Below are 24,510 nucleotides of genomic sequence, written 5' to 3' on the forward strand. Positions count from 1 at the left end.
CTATTTCGCCAGATCGATTGGAAAATCCTGCGCGGTATGGGTCCAGCGTATCACATGCTGTTTCCCGACACTCTCCTGTTCAAACGGGTGTACTTCAACAGCAATTGGCGTTACGGCATGGTCGACAAACCAGTTGCCATAGCCCTGCACCACAAATCCCTGGCTGCGTTGCCGGTAGGCTTGTTGCTCTGCCAGATAGACTTTTCGCAGGCCATACCAAGGCAAACCGGGTAAATCATGATGCACTAAATGATAGTTCAAATTGAGAAACAGCAGCCGCCACGGCCAAGAGGCCTCATTAATAATAGAACGTGCCTGCGGAGCGTCCACCGCACGATGCTCATAAAATGAGCGGATTTTGGTCAACCCCAGCGCCGGGTAGCTCACCGCCAGCAGATAAAAGGCGGCAGAAATGCCCTGTGTTTGCAGCCAGGCGAGCAGAGCCATCAACAGAATGCCGTGTACCAGCCACATCACCAAGGTACGCAATTCCCCTGCCAATATGGCTTTCAGGGCATTCGCCAGCGTGGCGGCAATATCCCATGCAGGGCCAAGCGTGACTCGCCCAATCAAGGTGTTGCGCACCTTGGCCAACAGAGGCAGCAAAACAGGAAACCGTTGCCACTGCGCCCGGCTGAAATAGTAACTTTCCGGATCTTCGGCAGGTTGGGTCAGATGATCGTCACGGTGATGCTGAATATGGCTGTCGCGGTACAGCCCGTAGGGATACCACACCGCCAGGGGAAGCAGGCCGAACAGTTGGTTGAGCCGTGGCCAGCGGGTAGGATGGCCGTGGATCAGCTCATGCTGCAACGAGAGATACCAGGTAGTCGCCAGCGTCAGCAGCGGTGCGCCCAGCCAGGGGCCAAGCTGCTGCCAGTAATGCACCACACCGAACCAACTGCCGTAAACCAGCAGCATAATGCCCCAGGTCGGCAGCTCCAGCCGCCAGACCCATTGCCGGTTAAGCTGTTGGATCCAGGCACGTTGTTCGTCATGCAGATAGTGGCTATGGGGTTTGGCTGAGGGCATTTTCCGGCTCGCTGAGGCTATTTTTCTCAGTATCAGCGAAGCGGATCGGCGCTCAAAATAACAAAAGTGGTATAGCAAAGTTAAAAACCAGCATCATGACGTTTCGCCCCTGGAAGGCGAGAGCAGACCACGTGTTAGCCTGCTCTGCTAACCTTACAGAGTCATTCCCCCATCACGGCATAAGCTTGCAATCGCTCGCGCCACCAGAGGCTGGCCAAGCCGGTAGCACTTTCTCGCCAACCGAAGTAGGCAGTGTCGCTATCACGCTCTGCTTCCACGCTTTTCGCTACCAACTGGCCGGTTTTCAGATAAGGTTCTGCCAGATAATGAGGCAGATAGCCGCAGCCCAACCCGGCCAGCTGCGCCTGCAATTTGGCCTCAAAACTGAATACCGTCAGTTGATCCTGCTCATCCAGCACGTGCAGACTTTGCGGTGAACTCACCCGCGATGAGTCATGAACCACCACTGCGCGATGCTGGCGGATGGTGCTTTTCTGCAACGGTTCCGGCTGATCTGCCAACGGATGGTGCGGGGCGACGGCAAACACATACTCCAACTGCCCTAGCGGGCTAAAAGCATAGCCAGCGCGCGAAGGGGGCTCACAAATCGCACCGATAATAATATCGGCACAGCCGTGTATCAGCGCCTCCCAGGAGCCAGCCAGCACTTCATGGCTGAAACGCAGCCGGGTGTGGTGGTGATTACGGTAAAACTCATCAATCAGCGGTAACAGCCGGGCAAAAGGGAACGATGCATCCACTGCCAGAGTGAGATCGCTCTCCCAGCCACTTTCTACATAGCGCGCCTGCTGCTCCAGATCTTGCGCTGCACGCAGCAATATCCGTCCCTTTTCCAGCATCAGCTTGCCGGTAGCGGTGAATTTTGCCCGGTGGCCGGAGCGATCGAGCAGCGTGATCGCCAGATCGCTCTCCAGTTTCTGCACCATGTAGCTCAGGGCAGAAGGCGTTTTAAACAGCGCGGCGGCCGCTGCGGCAAATGATCCATGGCGATCCAGTGCGTCCAGGATCAATAGCGCTTCCAGGTTTAGTCTCACCCCTTTCTCCCATTGATAAAAAAACTTAACAAGAAGGTAAAAATTCTACGCTATCTTTGAAAACGGCACCTACCTACCATTCATTCCATTGATACAGCGCATACGTCTTATTCACGGTAATACAATTGGAAGGTACATTATGTCGAAGTTTCAACTGCTTGATCCAAAAAATTCCGCACTCATCTTTATCGATCATCAACCGCAAATGGCTTTTGGCGTGGCCAATATCGATCGCCAACAGCTGAAAAACAACGTGGTAGCGCTGGCCAAAGCCGGCAAAATTTTTAATGTTCCCACTATTTTTACCTCGGTCGAAAGTGAAAGTTTCAGCGGCTATATCTGGCCGGAACTGCTGGCAGTGCATCCAGAACTCACCCCGATTGAACGTACCTCGATGAATTCCTGGGAAGATGCGGCATTCGTTAAAGCCGTGGAGGCCACTGGCCGTAAAAAACTGGTGATCTCCGCCCTGTGGACCGAGGTCTGCCTGACCTTTCCGGCATTGATGGCACTGGAAGCCGGGTATGAGGTTTACGTGGTCACAGACACCTCTGGCGGCACCTCGGTGGATGCCCATGAGCGCGCTATCGATCGCATGGTGCAGGCTGGAGCCATTCCGGTGACCTGGCAACAGGTGCTGCTCGAGTACCAACGCGATTGGGCACGCAAAGAAACCTACGATGCGGTGATGGATCTGGTACGTGAACACAGCGGTGCCTACGGGATGGGCGTTGACTATGCTTACACTCTGGTGCATCACGCCCCGGCTCGCAGCGGCAAGTAAAACCGCGCAGGGCTCACCTTGACTGACCGCATTCCCCTCCCGGCCGCGCGCCGGGATTTTTCAGGAGCTGGATCCATGTCCCATCAGCAACACGTTACGCTGGTGATCACTCACCATCTGGCTCCCGGCCAGGAACCAGCCTATGAAGCCTGGTTAAAACGCATCATGCCCGACGCCGCCCAGTTTGACGGCCATCTAGGCGTTAACGTCATTCGCCCCTCCGGTGATCAGCTGGCTTATACGGTGCTGGTACGCTTCGATAATCTCGACAATTTATACCGCTGGATCCACTCGCCTCAGCGACTGAAATATATCGAAGAAGTCACACCACTGCTGCAGGGGAGCGATCATATTGAGATCCGCCCCGGAGCCGAGTTTTGGTTCACACCTGCCAGCGCCAACGTGCGGCCACCGGCCAAGTGGAAACAGTTTTTAATCACCCTGCTGGTGATTTTCCCTTCGACCAATCTGGTGCCTTGGTTTTGGGGCAAGCTGCTGCCGGAACTGAGCGGCACACTGGCTGGGCATTTACTCAATGATGCCAGCGTTGTCGCCCTGGTGGTATTCCTGTGGATGCCGTTGGTTACCCGTCTGTTTCATCAATGGCTCACCCGCCATTAAAGGAAAACGTTATGAGTCACACCGCTTCATTGATCATCAGCAACGGTAAATTCCATACCGTCGATCGCGAAAATCCCACCGCTCAGGCCGTGGCGATCAAGGACGGTAAGTTTATGGCCGTCGGTAGTGAGAGCGACGTCATGCAACACGCCGGGCCGGAAACCCAGATCATCGACCTGCACGGCCATACGGCGGTACCAGGCCTGAATGATTCACACCTGCACCTGATCCGGGGTGGTTTGAATTACAACCTGGAACTACGCTGGGAAGGCGTGCCTTCGCTGGCCGACGCCTTACGTATGCTCAAGGAACAGGCACTGCGTACTCCCAGCCCACAGTGGGTCAGAGTGGTCGGTGGTTGGACCGAGTTCCAGTTCGCCGAGCGCCGTATGCCTACGTTGGATGAAATCAACGCTGCCGCCCCAGACACGCCGGTATTTATTTTGCATCTGTACGATCGCGCCCTGCTTAACCGCGCTGCGCTGAAAGTGGTGGGCTACACCAAGGACACACCAAACCCGCCAGGGGGCGAAATCCAACGCGACGGCAACGGCAACCCAACCGGAATGTTGATCGCCAAGCCCAATGCCATGATCCTCTACGCCACCTTAGCCAAAGGGCCAAAGCTGCCGCTGGAACAGCAGGTGAACTCCACCCGCCAGTTTATGCGCGAACTCAACCGCCTGGGCCTGACCAGCGCGATTGACGCAGGCGGCGGTTTCCAGAACTATCCCGAGGACTATCAGGTCATCGCGGAACTGCACGAAAAACAACAGCTGACCCTGCGTATCGCCTACAACCTGTTTACCCAACGGCCAAAGCAGGAGTTGGAAGACTTCCAGCTGTGGACGGATATGCTCAAACCCGGCCAGGGAACGGACTTTTACCGCCATAACGGCGCGGGTGAAATGCTGGTGTTCTCGGCGGCCGACTTCGAGGACTTCCTGCAACCTCGCCCGGATTTGCCTGAAGGCACCGAGGATGAGCTGGAACGCGTGGTACGCCATCTGGTGGAACACCGCTGGCCGTTCCGTCTGCATGCCACTTACGATGAATCTATCAGCCGGATGCTGAACGTGTTTGAGAAGGTCAACCGCGAAATCCCCTTTGCTGGTCTGCACTGGATTTTTGACCATGCGGAAACCATTTCTGAGCGTAATATCGAGCGAGTGAAAGCCCTCGGTGGCGGCATTGCCGTACAGCACCGCATGGCGTTTCAAGGGGAATACTTTGCCGAACGCTATGGCATCGAAGCTACCAGGCAGACTCCACCGGTCGCCGAAATGTTGGCGGCAGAACTGCCGGTTGGACTAGGCACCGACGCCACCCGCGTCGCCAGTTACAACCCTTGGACAGCGCTGTACTGGCTGGTTTCTGGCCGTACGGTCGGCGGTATGGCAATGTATGACGATCAGGCTCGTTTGGATCGTGAAACGGCATTAATGCTTTGGACACAGGGCAGTGCCTGGTTCTCTACCGAACAAGGGAAAAAGGGCCAGATCAAGGTGGGACAGTTGGCGGATATGGCCGTGCTGTCACAGGATTACTTCAGCGTACCGGAAGAGCAGATCAAGGGAATTGAGTCGGTCATGACCGTGGTGGATGGCAAAGTTGTCTATGCTGCGGGCAGTTTCTCGCCGTTCTCTCCGCCGCCGTTACCGGTACTGCCTGAATGGTCACCGGTGGTCAATGTACCGGGGCATTATCGCTCAGCACCGCCCGCAACCACCAGCAAGGTAGGTGCATTAAGCCAGGCACACCAGTGTTGCGGTCCTTGTGGCGTTCATGCTCACCAGCATGATATTGCCCGCCGTTCCAGCATTCCCATCGCTAACGAGAATGCCTTCTGGGGCGCATTCGGCTGTTCTTGCTTTGCGTTTTAAGCGTACAAGGGCCTTGCATGCTGCAAATGGGCGCAGCATGCAAGGCCCTACGGGATAGCACCGTTAGCCGCCTCCACAAGTCACCAGAGTCAATCGCGGTTGATATCCAACCAGCGGCGCTGTTCGGCAGAGGCGGCAATCGCATCCAGTACACAGGATACCTTCCAGCCCTCCTCGAAATCAGGCCACATCCGATCGCCCGCGGCAATGCCATTGACCAGATCGCGGATCTCCACCGTTTTCTGATCGTTAAAGCCAATGCCATGCCCGGCGCTGATGCAAAACGCGGCGTAATCCGGGTGCTTTGGCCCTACCATGATGGTTTTGAAGCCCTGCCGCTCTGCCGGTTCATCATGGCGATACAGTTTCAGTTCGGCCATGCGTTCCTGAGTGAAACTCAAGGTGCCCTTGGTGCCGGTCACTACATAAGTCAGGCCCATTTTGCGCCCGCAGGCAATGCGTGAGGTTTCGAGGGTGCCCATCGCACCATTGGCAAAGCGCACCAGCGCGCTGGCCTGATCTTCGTTTTCAACTTGGCACACCTTGGCCGGGTTGTTCGGATCGGGCCGCTGTTTGATCAGGGTTTGCATATCACCCGACACCGCGACGATATCCCCCACCAGATAATGCGCCATATTCACGATGTGCGCCGCCAGATCGCCCAACGCCCCAAGCCCGGCGCTGGCTTTGCGGCAGTGCCAGTCGATCGGCGTACGCGGGTCGGCCAGATAATCCTCATTATGCGTACCGTAAAAATGCACCACCTCGCCAATTTCACCGTTGGCAATGATTTCCCGCGCCAGCTGGCTGGTCGGGTTTTTCATATAGTTGAATCCCACCAGGGTTTTGACCCCTTTGGCCCGCGCAGCCTGCACCATCTCGGCGGCGTCTTGCGCATTCAGCGCCAGCGGCTTCTCGGAATAAACATGCTTGCCCTGTGCAATAGCCGCCAGGGCCATCTCTTTATGCAGGAAGTTCGGGGCACAGATATCCACCACGTCTATGGCGGGATCGGCCACCAGTTCGTGCCAGTCACCGGTTGAACGTACGAAGCCAAACTCCGCCGCACGCTGGGCTGCCAGCTCGGGTGTGACTTCCGCCAGCATCTCCAACACCAGCTCCCCTTTCAGCGGGAACACCGTGCTGGCCTGAGCATAAGCGATAGCATGACAGCGGCCAATATAGCCAGTACCGATCAATCCAACGCGCACCTGTTTCATCGTTTTCTCCCTTGCCTATTTTTGGAAAATAAAAATCATTATGTATTTATATGAAATTTAAATTTCATTAACAAGCCGATAATCAACTTTGCCCCGGATCCGTGACTGCCCTCATAAAATGCGGTGGATAAAGAACATGAGTAATCAAAATAGTGGGAAGGTACGGCTGGCATTAAGCTAAACCGCACTGCTATTATAAAACCGCGCGTGTGGCCTTGCTGCCACACTTTCGCCCCTTCAACAGAAGACACCTCATGCCGCCGAAAATCTTGCTCAGTGCCTGCCTGGCCGGTTTCAACGTACGTTATAACGCCTCCAGCAAAACCATTATCGATACCACCTTACAGCAGTGGCAAAAAGAGGGTCGATTGGTGGTGTGCTGCCCCGAATTGGCCGCCGGTTTCTCCACGCCGCGCCCACCGGCAGAGATTGCTGCCGCTGCCGATGGCGCTGAAGTAATAGCCAACCGGGCCAGAGTGCTCGACGCGCAAGGGAACGACGTCACCGACCAGTATCTGTTAGGTGCCCATCTGGCGCTGGATACCGCTCGTCTGCATGGTTGCCGCTTTGCCCTGCTGAGCGATCGCAGCCCTTCCTGCGGGAGTCAGACCATTTACAACGGCGCATTCAACGGCCAAACCCAACCCGGCAGCGGCGTCACTGCAGAGCTGCTGCGCCAACATGGCATCGAAGTATTTTCCGAGCACCAGCTCGACGTGTTGATCGAGCGTGTCCGGCTAGTCGAGTTGGGCCAGGCGATCCGCTAGCCGCTGACGCAGATGGGCAATGCCCTGCGGGTGCCGCACAAATTCATCCGCAGGCATCATTTGCCAGCACTGCCCTTCATTACCGAAACGGATCGCCGCAATCTGTGCCAAGGTGATTTCCCCCACCATAAACCAGGTGGGCGGCGAGCCAGGCGTGATCCCGGCGTAACGCTGCTGCCAGACAATTTGCCGTGCAGGCAATAGAATACCAAACTCCTCCTCGGTTTCCCGTTGCACACATTGCACCGGAGTTTCGTCCCCTTCACGTCCGCCGCCGGGCAAGTCCCAGCAGCCGGGCCAGGGGATCGCCGGGTTGTCATCACGCAGGTAAACCAGCACCTGGCCGCCGTACAGCAAGGCGATTTTCGCCCCGCCAAAGTCTTGGTCAATCATCTGCCCTGCCCCCTTTCAAACCGCAGCATACCAATATGCAAGATCGTTGAGGTATAGTGAAAACCTTCTTTGTCCTGACAGGCGAACAATAACCATGAACTCTGCTTTTTTAGTGACCGCGCAATGGCTTGAGCAACATATCAACGATGAAAATCTGACGCTGGTTGACGTGCGTATGGCACCTGTCGGTCAGGTGCCGAAGCAAGACATGTTGGCCGAATTTGAGCGGGGCCATATACCCGGTGCGGTGTATTTCGATATTGACGACGTCGCGGATAAAAATACGACGCTGCCGCATATGCTGCCCACGGCAGAAGCCTTTGCCGCTGCCGTAGGTAAACTGGGCATCAATGATCAACAGACTATTGTTTTCTATGATGGAGGCAATCAGTTCTCTGCCCCACGCGGTTGGTGGACGTTCCGTAATTTTGGCGCACAGCACGTATTCGTGCTCGATGAAGGTTTGCAGGGTTGGACATCGCGCGGTAACGCCTTGGAAACCGGCCCTGCAAAGCCTATCCCCGCGACCTTCCGCGCGCACTTTAATGCCGAAGCGGTGGTGGATATGCAGCAGGTTGAGCAGGCGATGAACGACCAGCGGCAGATCCTCGACGCCCGTGCCGCACCACGATTCTATGCCCAAGCCCCGGAACCGCGCCCAGGCCTGCACCGTGGCCATATTCCTGGCAGCATCAATATTCCGTATGGCGATTTGCTGGAGAACGGACGTTTCAAATCACTCGAGGCGCTGAAAAGAACCTTCGAAGAAAAAGGGGTCGATATCGACGCGCCCACCATCGTCAGCTGTGGCTCTGGCGTCACCGCCGCGGTGCTGGCCTTTGGCCTGCAATCACTGGGTGCCAAGCAGGTGAAGCTCTATGACGGTGCCTGGAGCGAATGGGGTGCCCTGAGCGGCAAGCAGCCGATCGCCCAAGATGAGTCAACTAACCACTAACAAAGAGGCTATCGTGTTCACGATCCGTCAAGCGTTGCCCGCTGATTTAGCGACCGTGCGGGAAATCGGGATTGCCAGCTACCTCGCTCACTTTGCTGCACTCTGGCAAAACCAGCAGGAGTTGCAGGCGTTTCTGACCAAGGATTTTGCCGAACAAGCGCTGGAGCCCTCATTGCGAGACCGCGATACTTGCTGGCTGCTTGCCTATGAGGGGGAGACGCCGGTAGGCTTTGCCAAGCTTAATTTTGACAGCCTGCTGGCGGCAACCGCAACCACTGGGGCCGAGCTGCAAAAGATCTATTTCCTGCCGCAGTTTGCCGGACGCGGCTATGGGGAAAGGCTCTATGCCGAAGTACAGCGACGCGCCATTGAGAGACAGCAACCAATCCTGTGGCTGGACGTGCTGAAAAGCAACGTGGCTGGCCAACGCTTCTATCAACGGCAAGGCATGGCGATCGTGGGTGAGGACAGCTATACCAGCGTCAGCCAATCCGTGGCCATGTGGGTGATGGCGAAAAATCTATAGCCACTTGGCGTTATGGGTAAAGGAGATGGTCAGCCAGCGGTGCGGGCTATCTTCACCAATGGCGTCGGCTATCTGGTCACGGATTTTATCCAGCTTGTGGACGCCGCTGTGTTCCATCTCTGGCGGGATCACGATATGGATTTCAATAAACAGCCCACGGCCAACGCGGGTGGCGTAATTGGAATAATCCAGGAAGCCATACTCCAGCGTCAGCTGCGCCATAATGGCTTCCACCTTGGCATCCAGGCTGTCCGGCGTCATCTGCAGCACTTCCTGAATAGCAGATTTTACCGTTTTGATCGGCACCGGGATCAAGACCAGCGTCAACAGTGCCAGCGCGACAGGGTCGGCATAGACGTTGAGGTATTCATAACGGGTTCCTTCCATTAGCCAGGAAAGAATAAAGGCCACCAATAACGCCGAACTGATACAGGCCGACATCAGCCAGCTTTTGTTATCCAGCGCGATCAGTTCCGATTTAACCTGCTTATTCAGCCGGCTTTGCTTAACGTAGAGGGTAAAGCAGAAAAGGCTGACGGTAACGGCATAGACAATCGCCCAGCCCAGCTCGAGTTCACGCCCTCCGTCGGCAATGCCTTTGACGGCGTTCACAAAGGCATACAGACACAGCAACGTCAGTAAACTGCCGTTAAATGCCAGCACCATTGGTTCGACATGCCAAAAACCATACTGAAAACGGCGGCTATGGGGTTGCCCCAGCAGGCGGGACACCAGCAGGGATAATGAACACATGCCTGCATCCAACGCCGAGAACATGCCGTCAAACACGATCGACATGGAACCGCAGACAATCCCAAACACGATCCCGGCACTGGCAATAAACAGCGTGCAGAATATCGACCTGCGCAGGATTTTTTGTTCTATTGCCGTGCTGGTTAACACCGGTGGCAACGTGGTGGGTGCTGTCGTCATAATTCCCTTATTTCAGTCGGAAAGTTCGGACATGTTCTACCGTCGGGCGGCATCGTACTGAGTATGATCGACAAATGCAGGGTGCACAAAAAAAAAGCGCCCTCGATGAGGACGCCTGATGTCGTGATACGCAGGATTAGGCGCCGCGTATGCGCTGGGTCAGCCCTTTCAGGAAGTAGCGCAGCATCTGATCGCCACATGGGCGGTAGTTTTTGGTGCCTTCTTTGCGGAACAGCGCGCTCAGCTCAGGCTTGGAGATACGGAATTCCACCGCGGTAAAAATCTGGTGCAGATCGACATCTTTCAGTTCAAACGCCACACGCAGCTTTTTCAGCACCAAGTTGTTGGTGATCGGCAGCTCAACCGCCGGTGCCGGGAATTTATCGTCTTTGCCACGCTTGAAGAACACCAGACCATTGAGGAAATGGGCCATCACTTCGTCGGGGCAGTTGGCAAAACCCGGCTCGCCTTCCTTGATCATGTAGGTCCCCATGGCTGCGACATCGACGTCAAAACCGTCCAGCTTGACGATCTCTACCATCTTCGCGTCATTAATAGCCAGCATGTAGCGCACGCTGCGCAGCACATCATTGTTAATCATGGAATAGCCTTTCGCTTGTCAATCAGGAGAGGCGTGCAGCGCTGCACACCTTGCATGGCGGCAGTATAGGGATCCGGCGGGGGTTTCTCAATGGAATTTCCACGGGCAAACCAGGGTTTACCCGCAGAGGTTAATGATTTTTCGGGTAAAGCGGAATGTCTTCGCCAACGATATATTTGTTACGCAGGATGGCGGAGATCTTGTCCATCAACATCACGATCACCACCAGGATCAAGGTGATAAACATCACCACGTCCCAGTTCCACAGCCGCATGTTCTCGGCATAGACCAGGCCGATCCCCCCTGCCCCGACAAAACCAAGCACCGCCGCCGAACGGGTATTGGACTCAATCTGGTACAGGCTCAGCGCCAGGAAGGTCGGGAAAGATTGGGTGAAAATGCCATAACGGTGTTTTTGCAATCCATTAGCACCCACCGCCGTCAGCCCACGGCTGGGGGATTTATCCACCGCTTCGTGGCCTTCGGCATACAGTTTGCCAAGCAGGCCGATATCCTGCATCACGATGGCCAACACCCCCGCCAGCGGCCCCATGCCCACGGCACGTACGAAAATCAGGCCCCAGATGGCCATATCAATCCCCCGCAGAATATCCAGCAGGCGGCGTACCAGCGTCGCCACCGGCCGAAGCACTGGTGAGGACATCACATTACGCGCGGCAAAAAACGACAGCGGCAAGGCGATCAACGATGCCGTAATGGTGCCGGCAAACACGATCGCCAGGGTGATAAAGATCTGTTGGAAATAATAGCCAAACGGCCAGTTGGCAAAGTCATGCCAGACAAACATGCGCATAAAGTAGCGGCTAATCTGTTGGCAACCGTTGGCAAATTGCGGCCAGGAAATGCCAAACACCAGGAAGAAGAAGACGTAATACAACACAATCGCCACGGTAATCATGCCGAGAGTGCGCAGATAGCGCCCTTGGCGTGAGAAGATTTCCGGATTCTGCTGCTTGAGTTGCTGCAGGTTGGTGGCAGAGATCGGCTGAACGGACATTAGGCTTTCCCCTCGACAACGCGTTTACGTAATTCACCGGAGGCGTAATCCAGCAGCGAAACCACCACGATAATCAGCAGCAGCGTCATGCTGACCTGATCGTAACGGTCGAGTTTGATATTGGTCATCAGCTCCTGACCAATTCCGCCTGCACCTACCAGGCCGAGGATGGTCGACTGGCGGAAATTGATTTCAAGCCGCATAAAGCTGTAGGACAGGAAGATCGGTTTGACCTGAGGCCACAGGCCGAAACGCATACGCTGTAACGGCGTGGCCCCACAGGCGGCCAGCCCGCGCACCGGCTTGTTGGAGGCGGTTTCGATCGATTCATAGAACAGCTTGGTCAGGCTGCCGATGGTGTGCAGCGCCAGCGCCATAAAACCGGGAATGGCACCGATGCCAAACGCCATCACAAACATCACCGCCCAGGCCAGCTCCGGCATGGTGCGCAGGAACGCCACCAGCGTGCGGATGGCAAAGCGCAGCGTCGCCGGGCTGTGGGTGTTATTGGCCGCCAAAAAGGCCAGCCCGCCTGCCACCAGCACGGAAAGGATGGTCGCCGCCAGCGCCAGCTGTAAGGTTTCCCAAATCAGCGGTAACTGGATATGCAGCCGGTAGCCCCAATAGGCGAAGGAGCCTTCGGTATGGCCGTCGGCGAACAGCAGCGGCCAGTGCAGTACCGGGATGGTTTCTGCCAGATAGTCAAAGAAATGGGGGATCGACACCCAGACGGTATGCAGGTTGAACTCGGCGATATTGCCTGCGCCAAGATAAAGCACCACCAGCCCGAGCGACCAGAGCAAGGTTTCACGCTTTTGCTTACTGCGGATCCGTTGGTAGTAGTGTGCGAAGTCTGTATTCAAAATCGCTTTCCATCTTCTTGTAGTGGAGAGTATTGTCCCCTCACCCCTACCCTCTCCCACAGGGAGAGGGAGCTAGATCGGTGTTATGGGCAAGGACATGAAGCCAATCTGTAGCACGTCCAAGGTACAAATTTGTGACTCGGTCAGTCCCCTCTCCCTGTGGGAGAGGGTTAGGGTGAGGGGCCGAGAACGTAGCCAGCCTTAGCGATCGCCCTTGGTCAGCTCACGCTTCATATCGATAATGGTCTGGTATTCCGCCAGCTTGACGTCGCCAATGTGCTGCTTGCCGCCCATCGCCTTGATAAAGCACTGATGGTTGTCGGTATCCAGCTTCTTGATGGCGGTAACCACCTTGGCTTTGAAATCCGCAGGCAGGGAGTTGCTCACCAGGATCGGGCCATTCGGGATCAGCGGCGACTGCCAGATAATGCGGATCTGCTTCATCAAATCTGGATGATCCATACGGATCATGCGGTTGAAGGCTCCGCTGGTATAGCCGGTGTTGTAATCACCAATCATCGAGGCCCAGGTGACCGCACCCTCAAACTGGCCGTTCAATACGCCGAGTACGTCCTGCTCATGACCACCAGAGAAGGTGACGCTGGAGAAGAAGTTGTTGTATTTGTTATCCGGCGTGCCGCCAAACTGCTTCTTGAACACCTGGTTTGGCACCAGGAAACCGGAGGTCGAATCCGGATCCGCAAAGCCGAAGGATTTGCCTTTCAGGTCTTCCAGCTTTTTGTAAGGGCTGTCGGCTTTCACCACCACCACCGAGTGATAGCCGCGCGACTGATCGGTATCATCCACCGCGATCCCCACCAGATCGACCGCCTTGGGATCCTTGATATACACCGAAGCAAATGACGAAGGCGACATGCTCAATACCAGATCGATCTTGCCCCCGAGCAGGCCCTGGATCACGCCAGAGTAGTCGGAAGAGTTACGCAGCTTGGTGTCTACGTTCAGCTCTTTATCGAGAAAATCTTTCACACACTGGTTATCGCCAATCTGTTGGGTAGCGTTCTGCCCCCCCAGGATCCCCAGGTTCAACTCTTTCGGCGCTTCCGCTGCACCTGCATTAAATACCATCATTACGCCAGCCATCATGGTGGTCAGTGTGAATACTTTTTTCATTGCGCATGCCCTGTGTGAAAAGGTAGAGGTGACGTTCAAGTGATTAATGGATCTGATTGGCTTCTTCGCCATACAGTTGCTGCAAAATACGTTCGTTAAGCTGCGACGGGTGGCCGTCGAAAATGATTTTTCCCTGAGCGATGCCAATCACCCGGGTGCAGTATTCCCTCACCAGTTCGACCGAGTGCAAGTTCACCATCACCGCGATATCGTTCTCGCTGACTTTCTGTAGCGCATCCATTATGCGGCGGGTGTTTTTCGGATCGAGCGAGGCAACCGGCTCATCGGCCAGCAGAATTTTGGGGTTTTGCATCAGCGCGCGGCAGATAGCGACGCGCTGCATTTGGCCGCCAGACAGGTTCTCTGCACGTTGCAGTGCATGCGGCAGCATATTCAACCATTGCAGCAGCTCGATGGCCCGCGCACGGTCAGCATCGTCGAATACTTTGAAGAAGGATTTCAGCGTCGAGGTGTGGCTGAGGCGGCCAAGCAGCACGTTGGTGATCACATCCAACCGGGGAACCAGGCAAAAATCCTGGAAGATCATGCCACAGCGGGCTCGCCACTGGCGCATCTGGCGGGCCGAGAGCTGCGCGATGTCCTGTGCAACTCCGTCGTCCTCAAAATGCAGCATTTCACCACAGCTGGAAGGAATGGTGCCGTTCAGCGTATGCAGCAGGGTTGATTTACCGGCCCCGGAGCGGCCGATCACCGCCACAAACTCCCCGGCGTGCAGATCAAAATTGATGTCGTCGAGGACGCGTTGCTGAGATTGATACGCCTTACCTAGCCCTTTTACCGCTAATACCTTGCGTAACGGGATCGGTTGCTGCCCTGGATAGTCGGTCGGTGCCAGTTTTAACAGTGCCTGCGCCATATGATTTCTCTGATTTCAGTGGCTAATCTTATGGGCACCTATTAACGAATAACTGTATGACACGCAGATGATGGTTTTATGGCCGGGAAATGACGTTCAACGCCATTTCCCGTGATTGGCAGGATTAAAATATGCGGATGGAGGTTTTATCGGCGTTCCATTTCACTCAATGCCGCACGCATTCCGTGGTCAAGAATAGCTTGCAGATCGGTGGTCACGGCAGCGGTAAGCCCAGGAATGGCATTGAGATCTTGACCCCAGTGCGCTTCATCGGCCAGCACGCTTTCTACCAGCGCCGCGAGCGTCAGGTCACGATGTTCCACTCCGGCCCACAACGTTGCAAACCTCGTCAACCAATGAGCATCATCCTGTAACGCATAGCTACCCGCCTGCCGTTCGCCACGATAGAAGGCCAGCAACGCCGCCAAAGCAAAGGTCAGCCGTTTCGGCAGCGCGGCATTCTTCTGTTGGCCAGCCAGCAGCTGCGGCAAGATACGCGTGCGGAACTTGGTCATGCCGTTCAGCGCAATCGACAGCAGCTGGTGCTGAATAAACGGGTTACGGAAACGGTTCTGAACCGCTTCGGCAAATGGCCGTAACTCTTCCTGCGGCAGATCGAGCACCGGCATAATCTCTTCGGCAATGGTACGTGCCACATAGCCGCCGATCTGCTCGTCGCTCATGGCCTCGCCCACGGTATTCAAACCGGCCAGGAACGCCACCGGCACCAGCGCCGTATGCGCCCCGTTGAGGATCGCTACCTTGCGTTCTTTATAAGGTTTGATGTCATCGACGATGTGGACGTTCAGATCCAACTTATCCAGATGTAGCTCTTTCGCCAGCCACTGCGGGCCCTGGATCACAAACAGATAGAAATGTTCCGCCGTGTCGAGGAAGCTATCTTGATACCCCAACTGCTGTTGCCACTGCTCTACTTCATCGCGTGGGTAGCCAGTGACGATACGATCGACCAGCGTTGAGCAGAAGGTGTTGCAATCGTTCAGCCAATCGGTGAACGCCTGCGGTAACTGCCACTGCTGCGCATAGCGCAACACGTACTCTTTCAGCGCTTCGCCGTTGTAATCGATCAGCTCGCACGGCAGCAGCACCCAGCCCTTGTCTGCAGCACCGTCAAAATGGCTGAAACGCTCAAACAGCAGCCGCGTCAGCTTGGCCGGGAAGCTGGCCGCCGGAGCGTCGGTGAACTTATCGTCCGGTAAATAACTGATCCCCGCTTCGGTGGTGTTGGAGAACACGAAGCGGATCGCCGGATCCCGAGCCAATGCCAGATAGCTGTCGTACTGGTGGTGAACGTTGATTTCCCGGTTGACCGAACGGATCAGGCGCGGCTCGCAAACCGCTTCCCCCTGCTCATTCAGCCCACGGATAATTGTGGTATACAAGCCATCCTGAGTATTGAGCGAAGGCGGCTGCTGGCTGTCAATTGGCCGCACCACCACCACGCCGGCATTCAGCCCGGTATGCTGGTTTAGTAGGTCGATTTGCCAATCGACAAAGGCGCGCAAGAAATTACCTTCACCGAATTGGATAATGCGATCGGGATATTGCGCGCCAGGAAATTCACTACGATTAAGTTGTTTCATTATTGCTCCTTGCATCCGGTGATCCCCCAGGTCGTAAATTACACTCGGCAAGACCTGGGGAGTAATCAAGTTAGTTAAAATGAATCACGCCTTTAATCAGCTGTTTATTATTAATCACTTCTGCTTCATAAATATCTGCCAGCGTGGAAAATTCGAATTGATGGGAAAGCATCATCCCGGCAGTTATTTTTCCGGCGGCCATTAATCGCCCTACCTTGATAAAGTCTTCTTTGGTCGCATTGCGGCTCCCCATCATGGTGGTTTCCTTTTTATGGAATTCCGGATCGGAGAATTGCAGATCGCCCTTGAACAGGCCGACAAACGTAATGCTGCCACCATGGCGGATCAGGTTGACGCTATGGTTCATCGCATGCTGATTGCCGGTGGCATCAATGATTTTTGCCGCCAGCATGCCGGAGAATTGGGCTCTTAAGGCCGCGTCAAAACCGGCGTCCGATGGATCTAGCGTGATCAGCCCAAGCATTTTTTCTACATGGGCACGGCGCTCTGTGCTGGTATCGGCCACGATCACGGTTGCCCCGTCCGCCTTGGCGATAGCCGCAACCCCCAGACCAATCGGCCCTGCCCCTACCACCAATAGATGATCGCCCTGCTCGATGGCCGCTCGGCGTACGGCGTGGGCACTGATAGAGAATGGTTCAATCAGCGCCGCCGCTTGGGGCTCCACATCATCCACAGCCAGCAGGTTGCTCACCGGCACGCTTAAAAACTCGCTAAAACCGCCGTCTTGATGCACGCCAATCACCGAGATATTTTCACAGCAATTGGGCCTGCCGCTGGTGCATGCTCCACAGTGATGACAGGAGACATAAGGGATCACCGCCACACGCTGCCCGACGCGCAATTCACTCACCTGGCCACCGACGCTGACAATCTCGCCGCATATTTCATGCCCCAGCACCCGCGGGTAGCTGAAGAACGGTTGCTGACCAGACCAGGCGTGGATATCGGTCCCGCAAATGCCTACTGTCAGTATTTTTAGCACCGCTTCGTCCGGCGCAGGCTGCGGTACCGGCCTTTGTTGGTAAACCAGCCGGGTCGGCTCCAGACAAACTAGCGTATTCATTGTGGTCATGATCCCTCCTCCTGTGATGTGGCGCTGTTATCCCGCAAAAAGAACAGGCGTATTGTGCTGATGAGGAGAATTTGTGAGTCAGCACAAATTAAACCGGTTTAAATGGGTTTTAAATGCTTAAAAAACACCTTAGCCCACAGAGGGATCTCATGAGCAGAACGCAAAACCTCCGCCAGAACGTGGTTAATCAGATGATCGACGGCATCATCAAGGGCCATATCCGCTCACCGCTGCCTTCCCAGGCGGGGCTGGCAGAAATGTATAACATCAGCCGCACCACGGTGCGTCACACGCTCACGCACCTGCATCAACGCGGGGTTCTGGAGAAGGTCAAGGATGATTATGTGATCCTGCGCATGCCGCTGGCAGAAGACGGCTTTGAATGCATGAGCCACTCGCTGGACGAGCAAGGCAAGCTGTTTGAGAAAGCGTTCTATCAGATGATTAACCAAAAGCAGCTGCGCGCGGGGGATTCATTCACCGAATTGCAGCTTTCACGCGCGGTTAACGTCAGCCCGGTAGTGGTGAGGGAATTCCTGCTGCGCTTCAGCCGCTTTGACCTTATTGACAACGTACGCCGCGGCCAATGGAGCATGAAAAAATTTGATCAGAACTATGCCGAGCAGCTGTTTGAACTCCGTCAAATGCTGGAAACCCACGCGCTATCACGCTTTATCAACCTGCCCGCACAGGATAGCCGCTGGTTGCAGGCCAAAGAGTTGTTGAACCGCCATCGCGAGTTGCGCGACACCATCAGCGACAATTATCGGCTGTTCTCTCAGCTGGATCGTGACTTCCACACCCTGATCCTGTCAGCAGCCAACAATCCGTTTTTCAATCAGTCGCTGGAAATCATTTCGGTGATTTTTCACTTCCATTATCAATGGGATGAAACCGACCTGAAGCAAAGAAATATTATTGCGATTGAAGAGCATATGGCCATTTTAAGCGCCCTGATCTGCCGCAGCGACCAGGAGGCCGCCCGTGAGCTTCACCGCCATCTTGATACTGCCAAACAGTCGATGATCCGTTCCATCAAACAGGATGCCTGCTGATTTTTATTGATAAAAAACCGAGTGAAACGGGATTTAAAACCGATTAAAAACAGCAAAATCGTAACCGCCGCACGGAACCGGTTAAAAAAAGCACCATGAAACATTTTCGCCGCCTAGGCTCACTGCCGAAAGACATACCGTTGTTAACACCGAACCAGGGCCATGCCCCGGCAGAATAACTATTATTAATACGGAATATAGAGGCGAGTGATGGAAAAGATAACCACCGTGAGCACTGGTAAAGAACCGGCGGACAGTTATTCAGATAGCATTAATCCTATACCCAAAGGCGGCATAGCGGAGCGCTCTGCAAAAATTAAAAAAATCCAGACTACGGCAATGATCCTGTTATTTTTTGCTGCCGTGATTAATTTTCTCGATCGCAGTTCGCTGTCCGTCGCCAACTCCACCATTCGTGAAGAAATGGGGTTGAGCGGTACCGAGATCGGCCTGCTGCTTTCCGCCTTTTCGCTGGCCTATGGGATTGCCCAATTACCCTGTGGACCGCTGCTGGATCGCAAAGGCCCGCGCATCATGCTCGGTCTGGGGATGTTTGTCTGGTCTACGTTCCAGACGATGTCAGGCATGATCCACAACTTTACCCAGTTTATCTGGGTGCGTATCGGCCTGGGGATCGGCGAAGCCCCCATGAACCCTTGCGGCGTGAAAGTCATCAACGATTGGTTCAACATCAAAGATCGCGGTATGCCGATGGGGATCTTTAACTCGGCCTCCACCATCGGGTTAGCCATCAGTCCACCAATCCTCACCGCCATGATGCTGCTGTTAGGCTGGCGCGGGATGTTCATCACCATTGGTTTACTGGGCATTGCGTTATCCATTGGTTGGTACATGCTGTATCGCAACCGTGAAGACATCAAACTCACCGAGCAGGAGCAAAGCTATCTCAACGCCGGTAGCGTGAGCGCACGCCGTGAGCCGATGAACTTCAAGGAATGGCGATCGCTGTTCAAAAACCGCACCATGTGGGGGATGATGATCGGCTTTAGCGGCATCAACTACACCGCCTGGCTGTATCTGGCCTGGCTGCCGGGCTACCTGCAGACCACCTACCATCTGGATTTGAAAAGTACCGGTATGTTGGCGGCAATCCCGTTCCTGTTTGGTGCGGCGGGCATGCTGTCAAACGGCTTTGTCACCGACTTCCTGGTGCGCCGGGGCATGGCTCCGCTCAAGAGCCGTAAAATCTGTATCGTCGCCGGTATGCTGCTTTCCGCTGGTTTTACCTCCGTCGTGGCACAGGCCACCACCACCACCAGCGCGGTGGCATTAATCAGTATGGCGCTGTTCTGTATCCACTTTGCCGGTACTTCCTGCTGGGGGCTGATCCACGTGGCGGTCACATCCCGTATGACCGCCTCGGTGGGCAGCATTCAAAACTTTGCCAGCTTTGTGTTCGCTTCGTTTGCCCCGGTGATCACCGGCTGGATCCTGGATACCACCAACTCATTCAGCCTGGCACTGACCATTTGTTCCTGCGTTACCCTGATCGGGGCGCTGTCCTACGTGTTTATCGTCAAACACCCGATCACCGACAGCGCGGCCTGATCGCCAGATTTTCCCTCTCCAACCGGAGAGGGATCCTCAATCCAGGGCAAAAAAATCCAGACCCAGCGCGGACTTGACCTGTGCCAAGGTGCCCTGAGTCACCTGATTGGCCCGCTGGCTGCCCTCTCTCAGGATACGCATCAGCTCGCCCTTATCGGCGCTGTACTCGGCCCGCCGGGTGCGGATAGGCTCCAGCAGGGTTTGCAGGCAATCCTCCAACAACCGTTTAATCTTCACGTCACCCAAGCCGCCCTGACGATAGTGATCCTTCAACTGTGCCACCAGCGCTGCGTCCTCGCAAAACGCGTCCAGATAGGTGAATACCATATTGCCTTCCACCTGGCCGGGATCGCTGACGTTCAGGTGGTTGGGATCGGTAAACATGCTCATCACCGCCTTATGCACTTCGTCGGCGCTGGCCCCCAGCATGATGGTATTGCCGCGTGATTTCGACATCTTGCCCTGCCCGTCCAGCCCCGGCAGCCGACCAACGCGGCTCAGCAACGGCTGGCACTCCACCAGCACCTCGCGATCGACGATGCGGTTAAAGCGCCGGACAATTTCGTTGGTTTGCTCCAGCATTGGTAACTGATCTTCCCCAACTGGCACATGAGTCGCCCCAAAAGCGGTGATATCCGCCGCCTGGCTGACCGGGTAAATCAGGAATCCGGCAGGCAGGCTACGTGAAAAGTCTTTCTCGATGATTTCGCTTTTCACCGTGGGGTTACGTTCCAGGCGGGCGACGGTGACCAGGTTGAGGTAATACATCGTCAGTTCTGCCAGCGCCGGAAGCGCCGATTGCAGACACAGCGTGGTCTTGGCAGGGTCGATCCCCACCGCCAGATAGTCGGCCACCACGTTTAGCACGTTGGCACTGATTTTTTGCGGATTGCTGCCGTTATCGGTCAGCCCTTGCAGGTCGGCCACCATTACCGTTTGCTGATGATGATGCTGTAGCTCAACGCGCTGGCGCAGTGAACCGACGTAATGACCCAAATGCAGTGAACCGGTGGCGCGATCGCCAGTCAGAATGGTGTAACTCATAGCCTTGCTCCTGGAAGTAAACAGACCGCCGGATCAACGCTATAAAAATGCCGCCAAAACCGGCGGCATTAAAAAAAGAGGGATGAATACCCGTGCCGCCCTTAGAAAAGGCGCCACCAGCTAAAACAAGATGTGAACTGCGGGAAGATATTCATTCGGCTACGTTACACCCCGCCCAGAACCGCGTCAAGGGCGACATCCGGCTCAGAAACTCACTTCAGCTGTAGGCACGGCACGGATCGCCACGCCAAAACTCTCGATACTCGACAAGGTCGCATTATGGTGAATACGGATTTGCAACCCGCTGGCATGGGGCTTGTCGTGGCTGGTATGTGCATCTGCCGCCAGCACCACCGGATAACCCAGGCCAGCAGCTCGACGGGTGGTGGTATCGACGCAATATTCCGTGGAATAGCCGCAGATCACCAGCTGTGTCACCCCTTCGGCAATCAGCAATTTGCCGAGATTGGTACATAAAAAGGAATCCGGCGTGGTTTTGTCTATTCGATGATCGCCGTTTTTCACCTGTAACGCAGCATGAATTTGCCACGCTTCGCTGCCGTGCGGTAGTTCCTCATGAGCCGTCTGATGCTGAATAAAAATTACCGGCGCACCAGCCTGCCGGGCACGTTCACTCAGTTGATTAATCCGCGTGAGAACCTGCTCGGCCTCTGCTGGCGGGGGATTAAACAAACCCTGCTGCACATCGATAACTAACAACGCTGACTTCATAGCTGGCTCCAAAAGCGATCGTAAAATAGACAGTGTTCGCACTCGTTAAACAAGTGGCTGACGTGGGCGGAAGATATGATCCACACCCTGCTCACGCATATTCTTCACCAAATCGTGGCCACCGTTGGGCGTGGCCTGCGCCAATTCCCTCTCGGTGGCAAACACCGGGCTGGCCCAGAAAATATTCACCGTATCACCGTATTGTTTAGGCAATACCAAGTGCTCACTGTAGGGATAAAATGACGAAGAGAGCACATAGCCTTCATAGCCCTGCGGAGCCACCGCCGACGCCAGCGTATGGCCTTCGCCAAACCAGGTGATGTTCGCCCAGGGCACATGGGCAAATCCAGCTAGCGCGCTGGCCATCTGCACCGCATTCTCTTCGGTCATATACTGCCCATCGATGGCTATCGCCATCTCCATCCGGCGGAATCTGGCAGCATCGTCGTTGAACAGAATCTCTACCCACGGCATCGGCCGAATGCTGACACCCATGGTCAGAAAATAGTAAACCCCGTCGCGCTCATGCTGGGTGATGGCCATCGGCGGCCATTTGCCCTGATCGATAGCGTAATACTTCACCGAAGGGCCAAAGTGTTGTTCGTATTGAGCCAGGTAATCACTCTGCATTTTTGGCCAAGGATTCCCCTCTTCCCGCTGCCAGCTACGCCAGAACTGCCGGGTATTTTCCGCCAGCGCATATTGCGTATTGGTGGATGCAGAGCCCAGCGGATAGGCCAATGGGTTCTCTTTGATGCAGCTTGCCGAATAGCAGACCGAGTGATCGATGTATAAACTCCAGCCGGGGATCACCGCTAGCAGTTGCCCGTGATACCACAGGGCAGCCCCGTCGTCGCTTTCCGTCCAGACAACCATCAGCCCTGCGGGATCCAATGGCGCTTCGCCTTCCAGATTACGGCAATACTCAGCCGCCAACATAGGGGGAAGGCCAGCTTCCATAGCGGCGCGATCTTCCTGCTGCGGAGCCGTAGCCAGGTTGCGCAGCCAGCAGGCACGCACCTGAAAACGTTCACTGTACTCTTCCGTTGGGTAGATATAAAAATAGGCGGCCCGGCTATCTTGCTGAACCACCGCGACCAGCGTTTGATTCTCGTTATTCACTTCAGCAAGTACGTTTGACTCGTTCATATCACCTCAAGGGGTTGCTGGCGCACAAATAGGCTGTACGCTAAAAATAGAATATTTCTCTGGGCCAGTGTAGAACGCATCATCAATCGGGATCACGGGCAATAGTCTCAAAAGTGGCTGCGCTGGCTAACATTGCGCTGATGCGCTCTTATTCATGCGCCGCATCGCCCGATGGTAGGAGCCATTGCGTACCGAAGCGCGCAGCACTCGTCCAACGCCGCCAATGCCAATACGCACGCACCGCCGCCTGGTCGCTCCTGGGGTGAATCCCAACTGTTGCTGCGCCCAGTCCGGCAACAGATCGATCCCTGCCTGCATCACCAATGCGCCGAACGGCCGCGCCAGCGTGCTGGGAGCCGGGGCCGCCAGCAGAATGCGCGCCACTTCCAGCGTGCGTTCATCGCAGACCAACTGCGGGCGCATCTGTTGCAGATAATCGTCAACCGCCGCACAGGATTTTGGGACATCGCGCGCGCCCAAGGCTTCCGCGACGCGAGCCGCTTCACGATAATAGGTATCCTGTTGAGCAAGGGACAGATGCGGATTGCGGTAACGCAGGTGCGAGGCCAGGAAACGGCTGCTTTCGGCGACATGGACCCAGGTGAGCAGATGCGGATCGCTGGCGGCATAAGGCTGGCCGTTATTGTCGGTGCCGTTGACCTGTAAATGGATGGCTTTGACTTTGGCGATCAGGCGTTGCGCCTCTGCACTGGGGCCAAACGTGGTGACGGAGATAAACTGGCTGGTACGACGCAGACGGCCCAGCATATCCTCACGAAAGTTGGAATGATCCCATACTCCTGCCAAGGCCAACGGGTGCAGCATCTGCAACAGCAGCGCACTGACGCCGCCGCAAAGCATGGAGGTGAAGTCACCATGCACTTGCCAAGTGACAGACTGCGGGCCAAACAGCCCCGGATCGCCAGCCGGATTTTCAAAATCAATCCCGCCGAGTGCCAGCCCGGTCAGGCTGAGCACCTGTTTCTCTATCGCTGCGCGTATCACTTCCATCCCCCTGTCCACGGCCTATGGCGCAGTTTATCATAGTGAGGGGCTGAGTCTGAGACTGCTCAACTCGCTATGTGGATAGCTAAAATGACAATAATGACAATAGAGTGAGAATTTCGATGATAACGATAAGAAAGCGTGTGGTTACGGATAACGTGCAGCTAGTAGAAATCTGGCAGCGCTCGGTGCGCGCCACCCATAACTTCCTGGCCGAAGAGGATATTACGCGGCTATATCCGCTGATCCTCAACGATTATCTCCCGGCGGTCAGCGTCTGGGTTGCCGAAGATGCTACGGGACAGCTATGCGGTTTTATCGGCCTGGATGGCAACAAAGTGGAGATGCTGTTTATTGATGCCGATCGGCGTGGCGAAGGCATTGGCAAGGCCTTGCTGGCGGAGGTTGAGGCCATGCATCAGGAACTGCTGCTGGACGTCAACGAGCAGAATCCGCAGGCATTGGCATTTTATCAGCATTACGGTTTTGTGGTGACGGGCCGCAGCGAGCTGGATGGCCAAGGCAAGCCTTTCCCATTACTGCATATGAAGCTGACAGCGCGGTAAAAACGGGCCCCTTCCCATGATGAGAGAG

The 24,510-nt window shown here is 55.4% G+C and carries 25 protein-coding genes; 9 read left to right on the forward strand and 16 right to left on the reverse strand.

Features of this window, described 5'->3' with window-relative positions; all coding sequences use genetic code 11:
• Positions 1 to 1,032 (reverse strand): fatty acid desaturase, encoded by a 1,032-nt coding sequence (locus JHD74_RS05895; protein ID WP_199062027.1) that lies wholly within the window; start codon positions 1,030 to 1,032, stop codon positions 1 to 3.
• 161 nt (positions 1,033 to 1,193) lie between these two features.
• The gene (locus JHD74_RS05900) at positions 1,194 to 2,087 is read right to left on the reverse strand and encodes a LysR substrate-binding domain-containing protein (protein ID WP_024527471.1); all 894 of its coding nucleotides are present in this window, start codon (positions 2,085 to 2,087) and stop codon (positions 1,194 to 1,196) included.
• A 139-nt stretch (positions 2,088 to 2,226) separates the two neighbouring features.
• Here JHD74_RS05900 and JHD74_RS05905 point away from each other — a divergent pair, with 139 nt between their 5' ends.
• The 3 genes from JHD74_RS05905 to JHD74_RS05915 all read left to right on the forward strand — a co-directional run bounded on the left by JHD74_RS05905 (position 2,227) and on the right by JHD74_RS05915 (position 5,375).
• Positions 2,227 to 2,871: a hydrolase gene (locus tag JHD74_RS05905; protein WP_074028019.1), complete on the forward strand. Its 645-nt coding sequence runs from the start codon at positions 2,227 to 2,229 to the stop codon at positions 2,869 to 2,871.
• Between the two features lie 75 nt (positions 2,872 to 2,946).
• Positions 2,947 to 3,492 carry an antibiotic biosynthesis monooxygenase gene (locus JHD74_RS05910; RefSeq protein WP_024527469.1) on the forward strand — a complete coding sequence of 182 codons (546 nt, stop codon included), beginning with the start codon at positions 2,947 to 2,949 and terminating at the stop codon, positions 3,490 to 3,492.
• Positions 3,493 to 3,503: 11 nt separating this feature from the next.
• A complete protein-coding gene (locus JHD74_RS05915; protein ID WP_199062029.1) occupies positions 3,504 to 5,375 on the forward strand; it encodes an amidohydrolase in 1,872 nt (623 codons plus the stop codon).
• Between the two features lie 89 nt (positions 5,376 to 5,464).
• On the opposite strand, the gene JHD74_RS05920 is transcribed toward JHD74_RS05915, so the two are convergent.
• The gene (locus JHD74_RS05920) at positions 5,465 to 6,595 is read right to left on the reverse strand and encodes a Gfo/Idh/MocA family protein (RefSeq protein WP_199062031.1); all 1,131 of its coding nucleotides are present in this window, start codon (positions 6,593 to 6,595) and stop codon (positions 5,465 to 5,467) included.
• Positions 6,596 to 6,849: 254 nt separating this feature from the next.
• On the opposite strand from JHD74_RS05920, the gene JHD74_RS05925 reads away from it, so the two are divergent.
• On the forward strand, positions 6,850 to 7,362 hold the full coding sequence (locus JHD74_RS05925) for a DUF523 domain-containing protein (RefSeq protein ID WP_024527466.1): 513 nt from the start codon (positions 6,850 to 6,852) through the stop codon (positions 7,360 to 7,362).
• Here JHD74_RS05925 and JHD74_RS05930 read toward each other — a convergent pair.
• On the reverse strand, positions 7,333 to 7,755 hold the full coding sequence (locus tag JHD74_RS05930; RefSeq protein ID WP_074028016.1) for an NUDIX hydrolase: 423 nt from the start codon (positions 7,753 to 7,755) through the stop codon (positions 7,333 to 7,335). The two genes, JHD74_RS05925 and JHD74_RS05930, sit on opposite strands and share 30 nt — an antisense overlap.
• A 94-nt stretch (positions 7,756 to 7,849) precedes the next feature.
• On the opposite strand from JHD74_RS05930, the gene sseA reads away from it, so the two are divergent.
• Positions 7,850 to 8,710: a 3-mercaptopyruvate sulfurtransferase gene (gene sseA, locus JHD74_RS05935; RefSeq protein ID WP_199062033.1), complete on the forward strand. Its 861-nt coding sequence runs from the start codon at positions 7,850 to 7,852 to the stop codon at positions 8,708 to 8,710.
• A 13-nt stretch (positions 8,711 to 8,723) separates the two neighbouring features.
• Positions 8,724 to 9,236: a GNAT family N-acetyltransferase gene (locus JHD74_RS05940; RefSeq protein ID WP_199062035.1), complete on the forward strand. Its 513-nt coding sequence runs from the start codon at positions 8,724 to 8,726 to the stop codon at positions 9,234 to 9,236.
• Here JHD74_RS05940 and JHD74_RS05945 read toward each other — a convergent pair.
• From JHD74_RS05945 to JHD74_RS05980, 8 genes are all read right to left on the reverse strand, one after another.
• On the reverse strand, positions 9,231 to 10,169 hold the full coding sequence (locus tag JHD74_RS05945) for a cation diffusion facilitator family transporter (protein ID WP_074028013.1): 939 nt from the start codon (positions 10,167 to 10,169) through the stop codon (positions 9,231 to 9,233). The two genes, JHD74_RS05940 and JHD74_RS05945, sit on opposite strands and share 6 nt — an antisense overlap.
• Positions 10,170 to 10,305: 136 nt before the next feature.
• On the reverse strand, positions 10,306 to 10,770 hold the full coding sequence (locus tag JHD74_RS05950) for a DUF1456 family protein (protein WP_021180467.1): 465 nt from the start codon (positions 10,768 to 10,770) through the stop codon (positions 10,306 to 10,308).
• Positions 10,771 to 10,900: 130 nt separating this feature from the next.
• On the reverse strand, positions 10,901 to 11,788 hold the full coding sequence (gene phnE / locus JHD74_RS05955) for a phosphonate ABC transporter, permease protein PhnE (RefSeq protein ID WP_074028012.1): 888 nt from the start codon (positions 11,786 to 11,788) through the stop codon (positions 10,901 to 10,903).
• Positions 11,788 to 12,651 (reverse strand): phosphonate ABC transporter, permease protein PhnE, encoded by an 864-nt coding sequence (gene phnE / locus JHD74_RS05960; RefSeq protein WP_024527460.1) that lies wholly within the window; start codon positions 12,649 to 12,651, stop codon positions 11,788 to 11,790. The genes phnE (JHD74_RS05955) and phnE (JHD74_RS05960) overlap by 1 nt, the downstream gene beginning before the upstream one ends.
• A 201-nt stretch (positions 12,652 to 12,852) precedes the next feature.
• Positions 12,853 to 13,785, reverse strand: a complete 933-nt coding sequence (gene phnD / locus JHD74_RS05965; RefSeq protein WP_024527459.1) for a phosphonate ABC transporter substrate-binding protein — start codon at positions 13,783 to 13,785, stop codon at positions 12,853 to 12,855.
• A gap of 43 nt (positions 13,786 to 13,828) precedes the next feature.
• Positions 13,829 to 14,662 carry a phosphonate ABC transporter ATP-binding protein gene (phnC, locus tag JHD74_RS05970; protein ID WP_021805168.1) on the reverse strand — a complete coding sequence of 278 codons (834 nt, stop codon included), beginning with the start codon at positions 14,660 to 14,662 and terminating at the stop codon, positions 13,829 to 13,831.
• Between the two features lie 146 nt (positions 14,663 to 14,808).
• Positions 14,809 to 16,266 (reverse strand): tagaturonate reductase, encoded by a 1,458-nt coding sequence (locus JHD74_RS05975; RefSeq protein ID WP_199062037.1) that lies wholly within the window; start codon positions 16,264 to 16,266, stop codon positions 14,809 to 14,811.
• A 70-nt stretch (positions 16,267 to 16,336) separates the two neighbouring features.
• Positions 16,337 to 17,362, reverse strand: coding sequence for a zinc-binding alcohol dehydrogenase family protein (locus JHD74_RS05980; protein WP_074028011.1), 1,026 nt, complete (start codon positions 17,360 to 17,362; stop codon positions 16,337 to 16,339).
• Between the two features lie 149 nt (positions 17,363 to 17,511).
• Here JHD74_RS05980 and JHD74_RS05985 point away from each other — a divergent pair, with 149 nt between their 5' ends.
• Entirely contained in the window at positions 17,512 to 18,417 is a 906-nt protein-coding gene (locus tag JHD74_RS05985; protein WP_021805171.1) for a GntR family transcriptional regulator, read from the forward strand.
• A gap of 210 nt (positions 18,418 to 18,627) precedes the next feature.
• Entirely contained in the window at positions 18,628 to 19,986 is a 1,359-nt protein-coding gene (locus JHD74_RS05990; RefSeq protein WP_199062039.1) for an MFS transporter, read from the forward strand.
• A 36-nt stretch (positions 19,987 to 20,022) separates the two neighbouring features.
• On the opposite strand, the gene trpS is transcribed toward JHD74_RS05990, so the two are convergent.
• From trpS to JHD74_RS06010, 4 genes are all read right to left on the reverse strand, one after another.
• Positions 20,023 to 21,030, reverse strand: coding sequence for a tryptophan--tRNA ligase (gene trpS / locus JHD74_RS05995; protein WP_046808111.1), 1,008 nt, complete (start codon positions 21,028 to 21,030; stop codon positions 20,023 to 20,025).
• Between the two features lie 204 nt (positions 21,031 to 21,234).
• Positions 21,235 to 21,762, reverse strand: coding sequence for a cysteine hydrolase family protein (locus JHD74_RS06000; protein WP_199062041.1), 528 nt, complete (start codon positions 21,760 to 21,762; stop codon positions 21,235 to 21,237).
• Positions 21,763 to 21,807: 45 nt separating this feature from the next.
• Positions 21,808 to 22,911, reverse strand: coding sequence for a suppressor of fused domain protein (locus JHD74_RS06005; protein ID WP_098928108.1), 1,104 nt, complete (start codon positions 22,909 to 22,911; stop codon positions 21,808 to 21,810).
• A gap of 126 nt (positions 22,912 to 23,037) precedes the next feature.
• Positions 23,038 to 23,922, reverse strand: a complete 885-nt coding sequence (locus JHD74_RS06010; protein WP_199062043.1) for an oxygenase MpaB family protein — start codon at positions 23,920 to 23,922, stop codon at positions 23,038 to 23,040.
• Positions 23,923 to 24,038: 116 nt separating this feature from the next.
• On the opposite strand from JHD74_RS06010, the gene JHD74_RS06015 reads away from it, so the two are divergent.
• A complete protein-coding gene (locus tag JHD74_RS06015) occupies positions 24,039 to 24,482 on the forward strand; it encodes an acetyltransferase (protein WP_074028007.1) in 444 nt (147 codons plus the stop codon).
• Positions 24,483 to 24,510: the final 28 nt, after the last annotated feature.

The sequence above is a fragment of the Serratia sp. ASV30 genome (assembly GCF_016428815.1).
Classification (GTDB): domain Bacteria; phylum Pseudomonadota; class Gammaproteobacteria; order Enterobacterales; family Enterobacteriaceae; genus Chania; species Chania fonticola_C.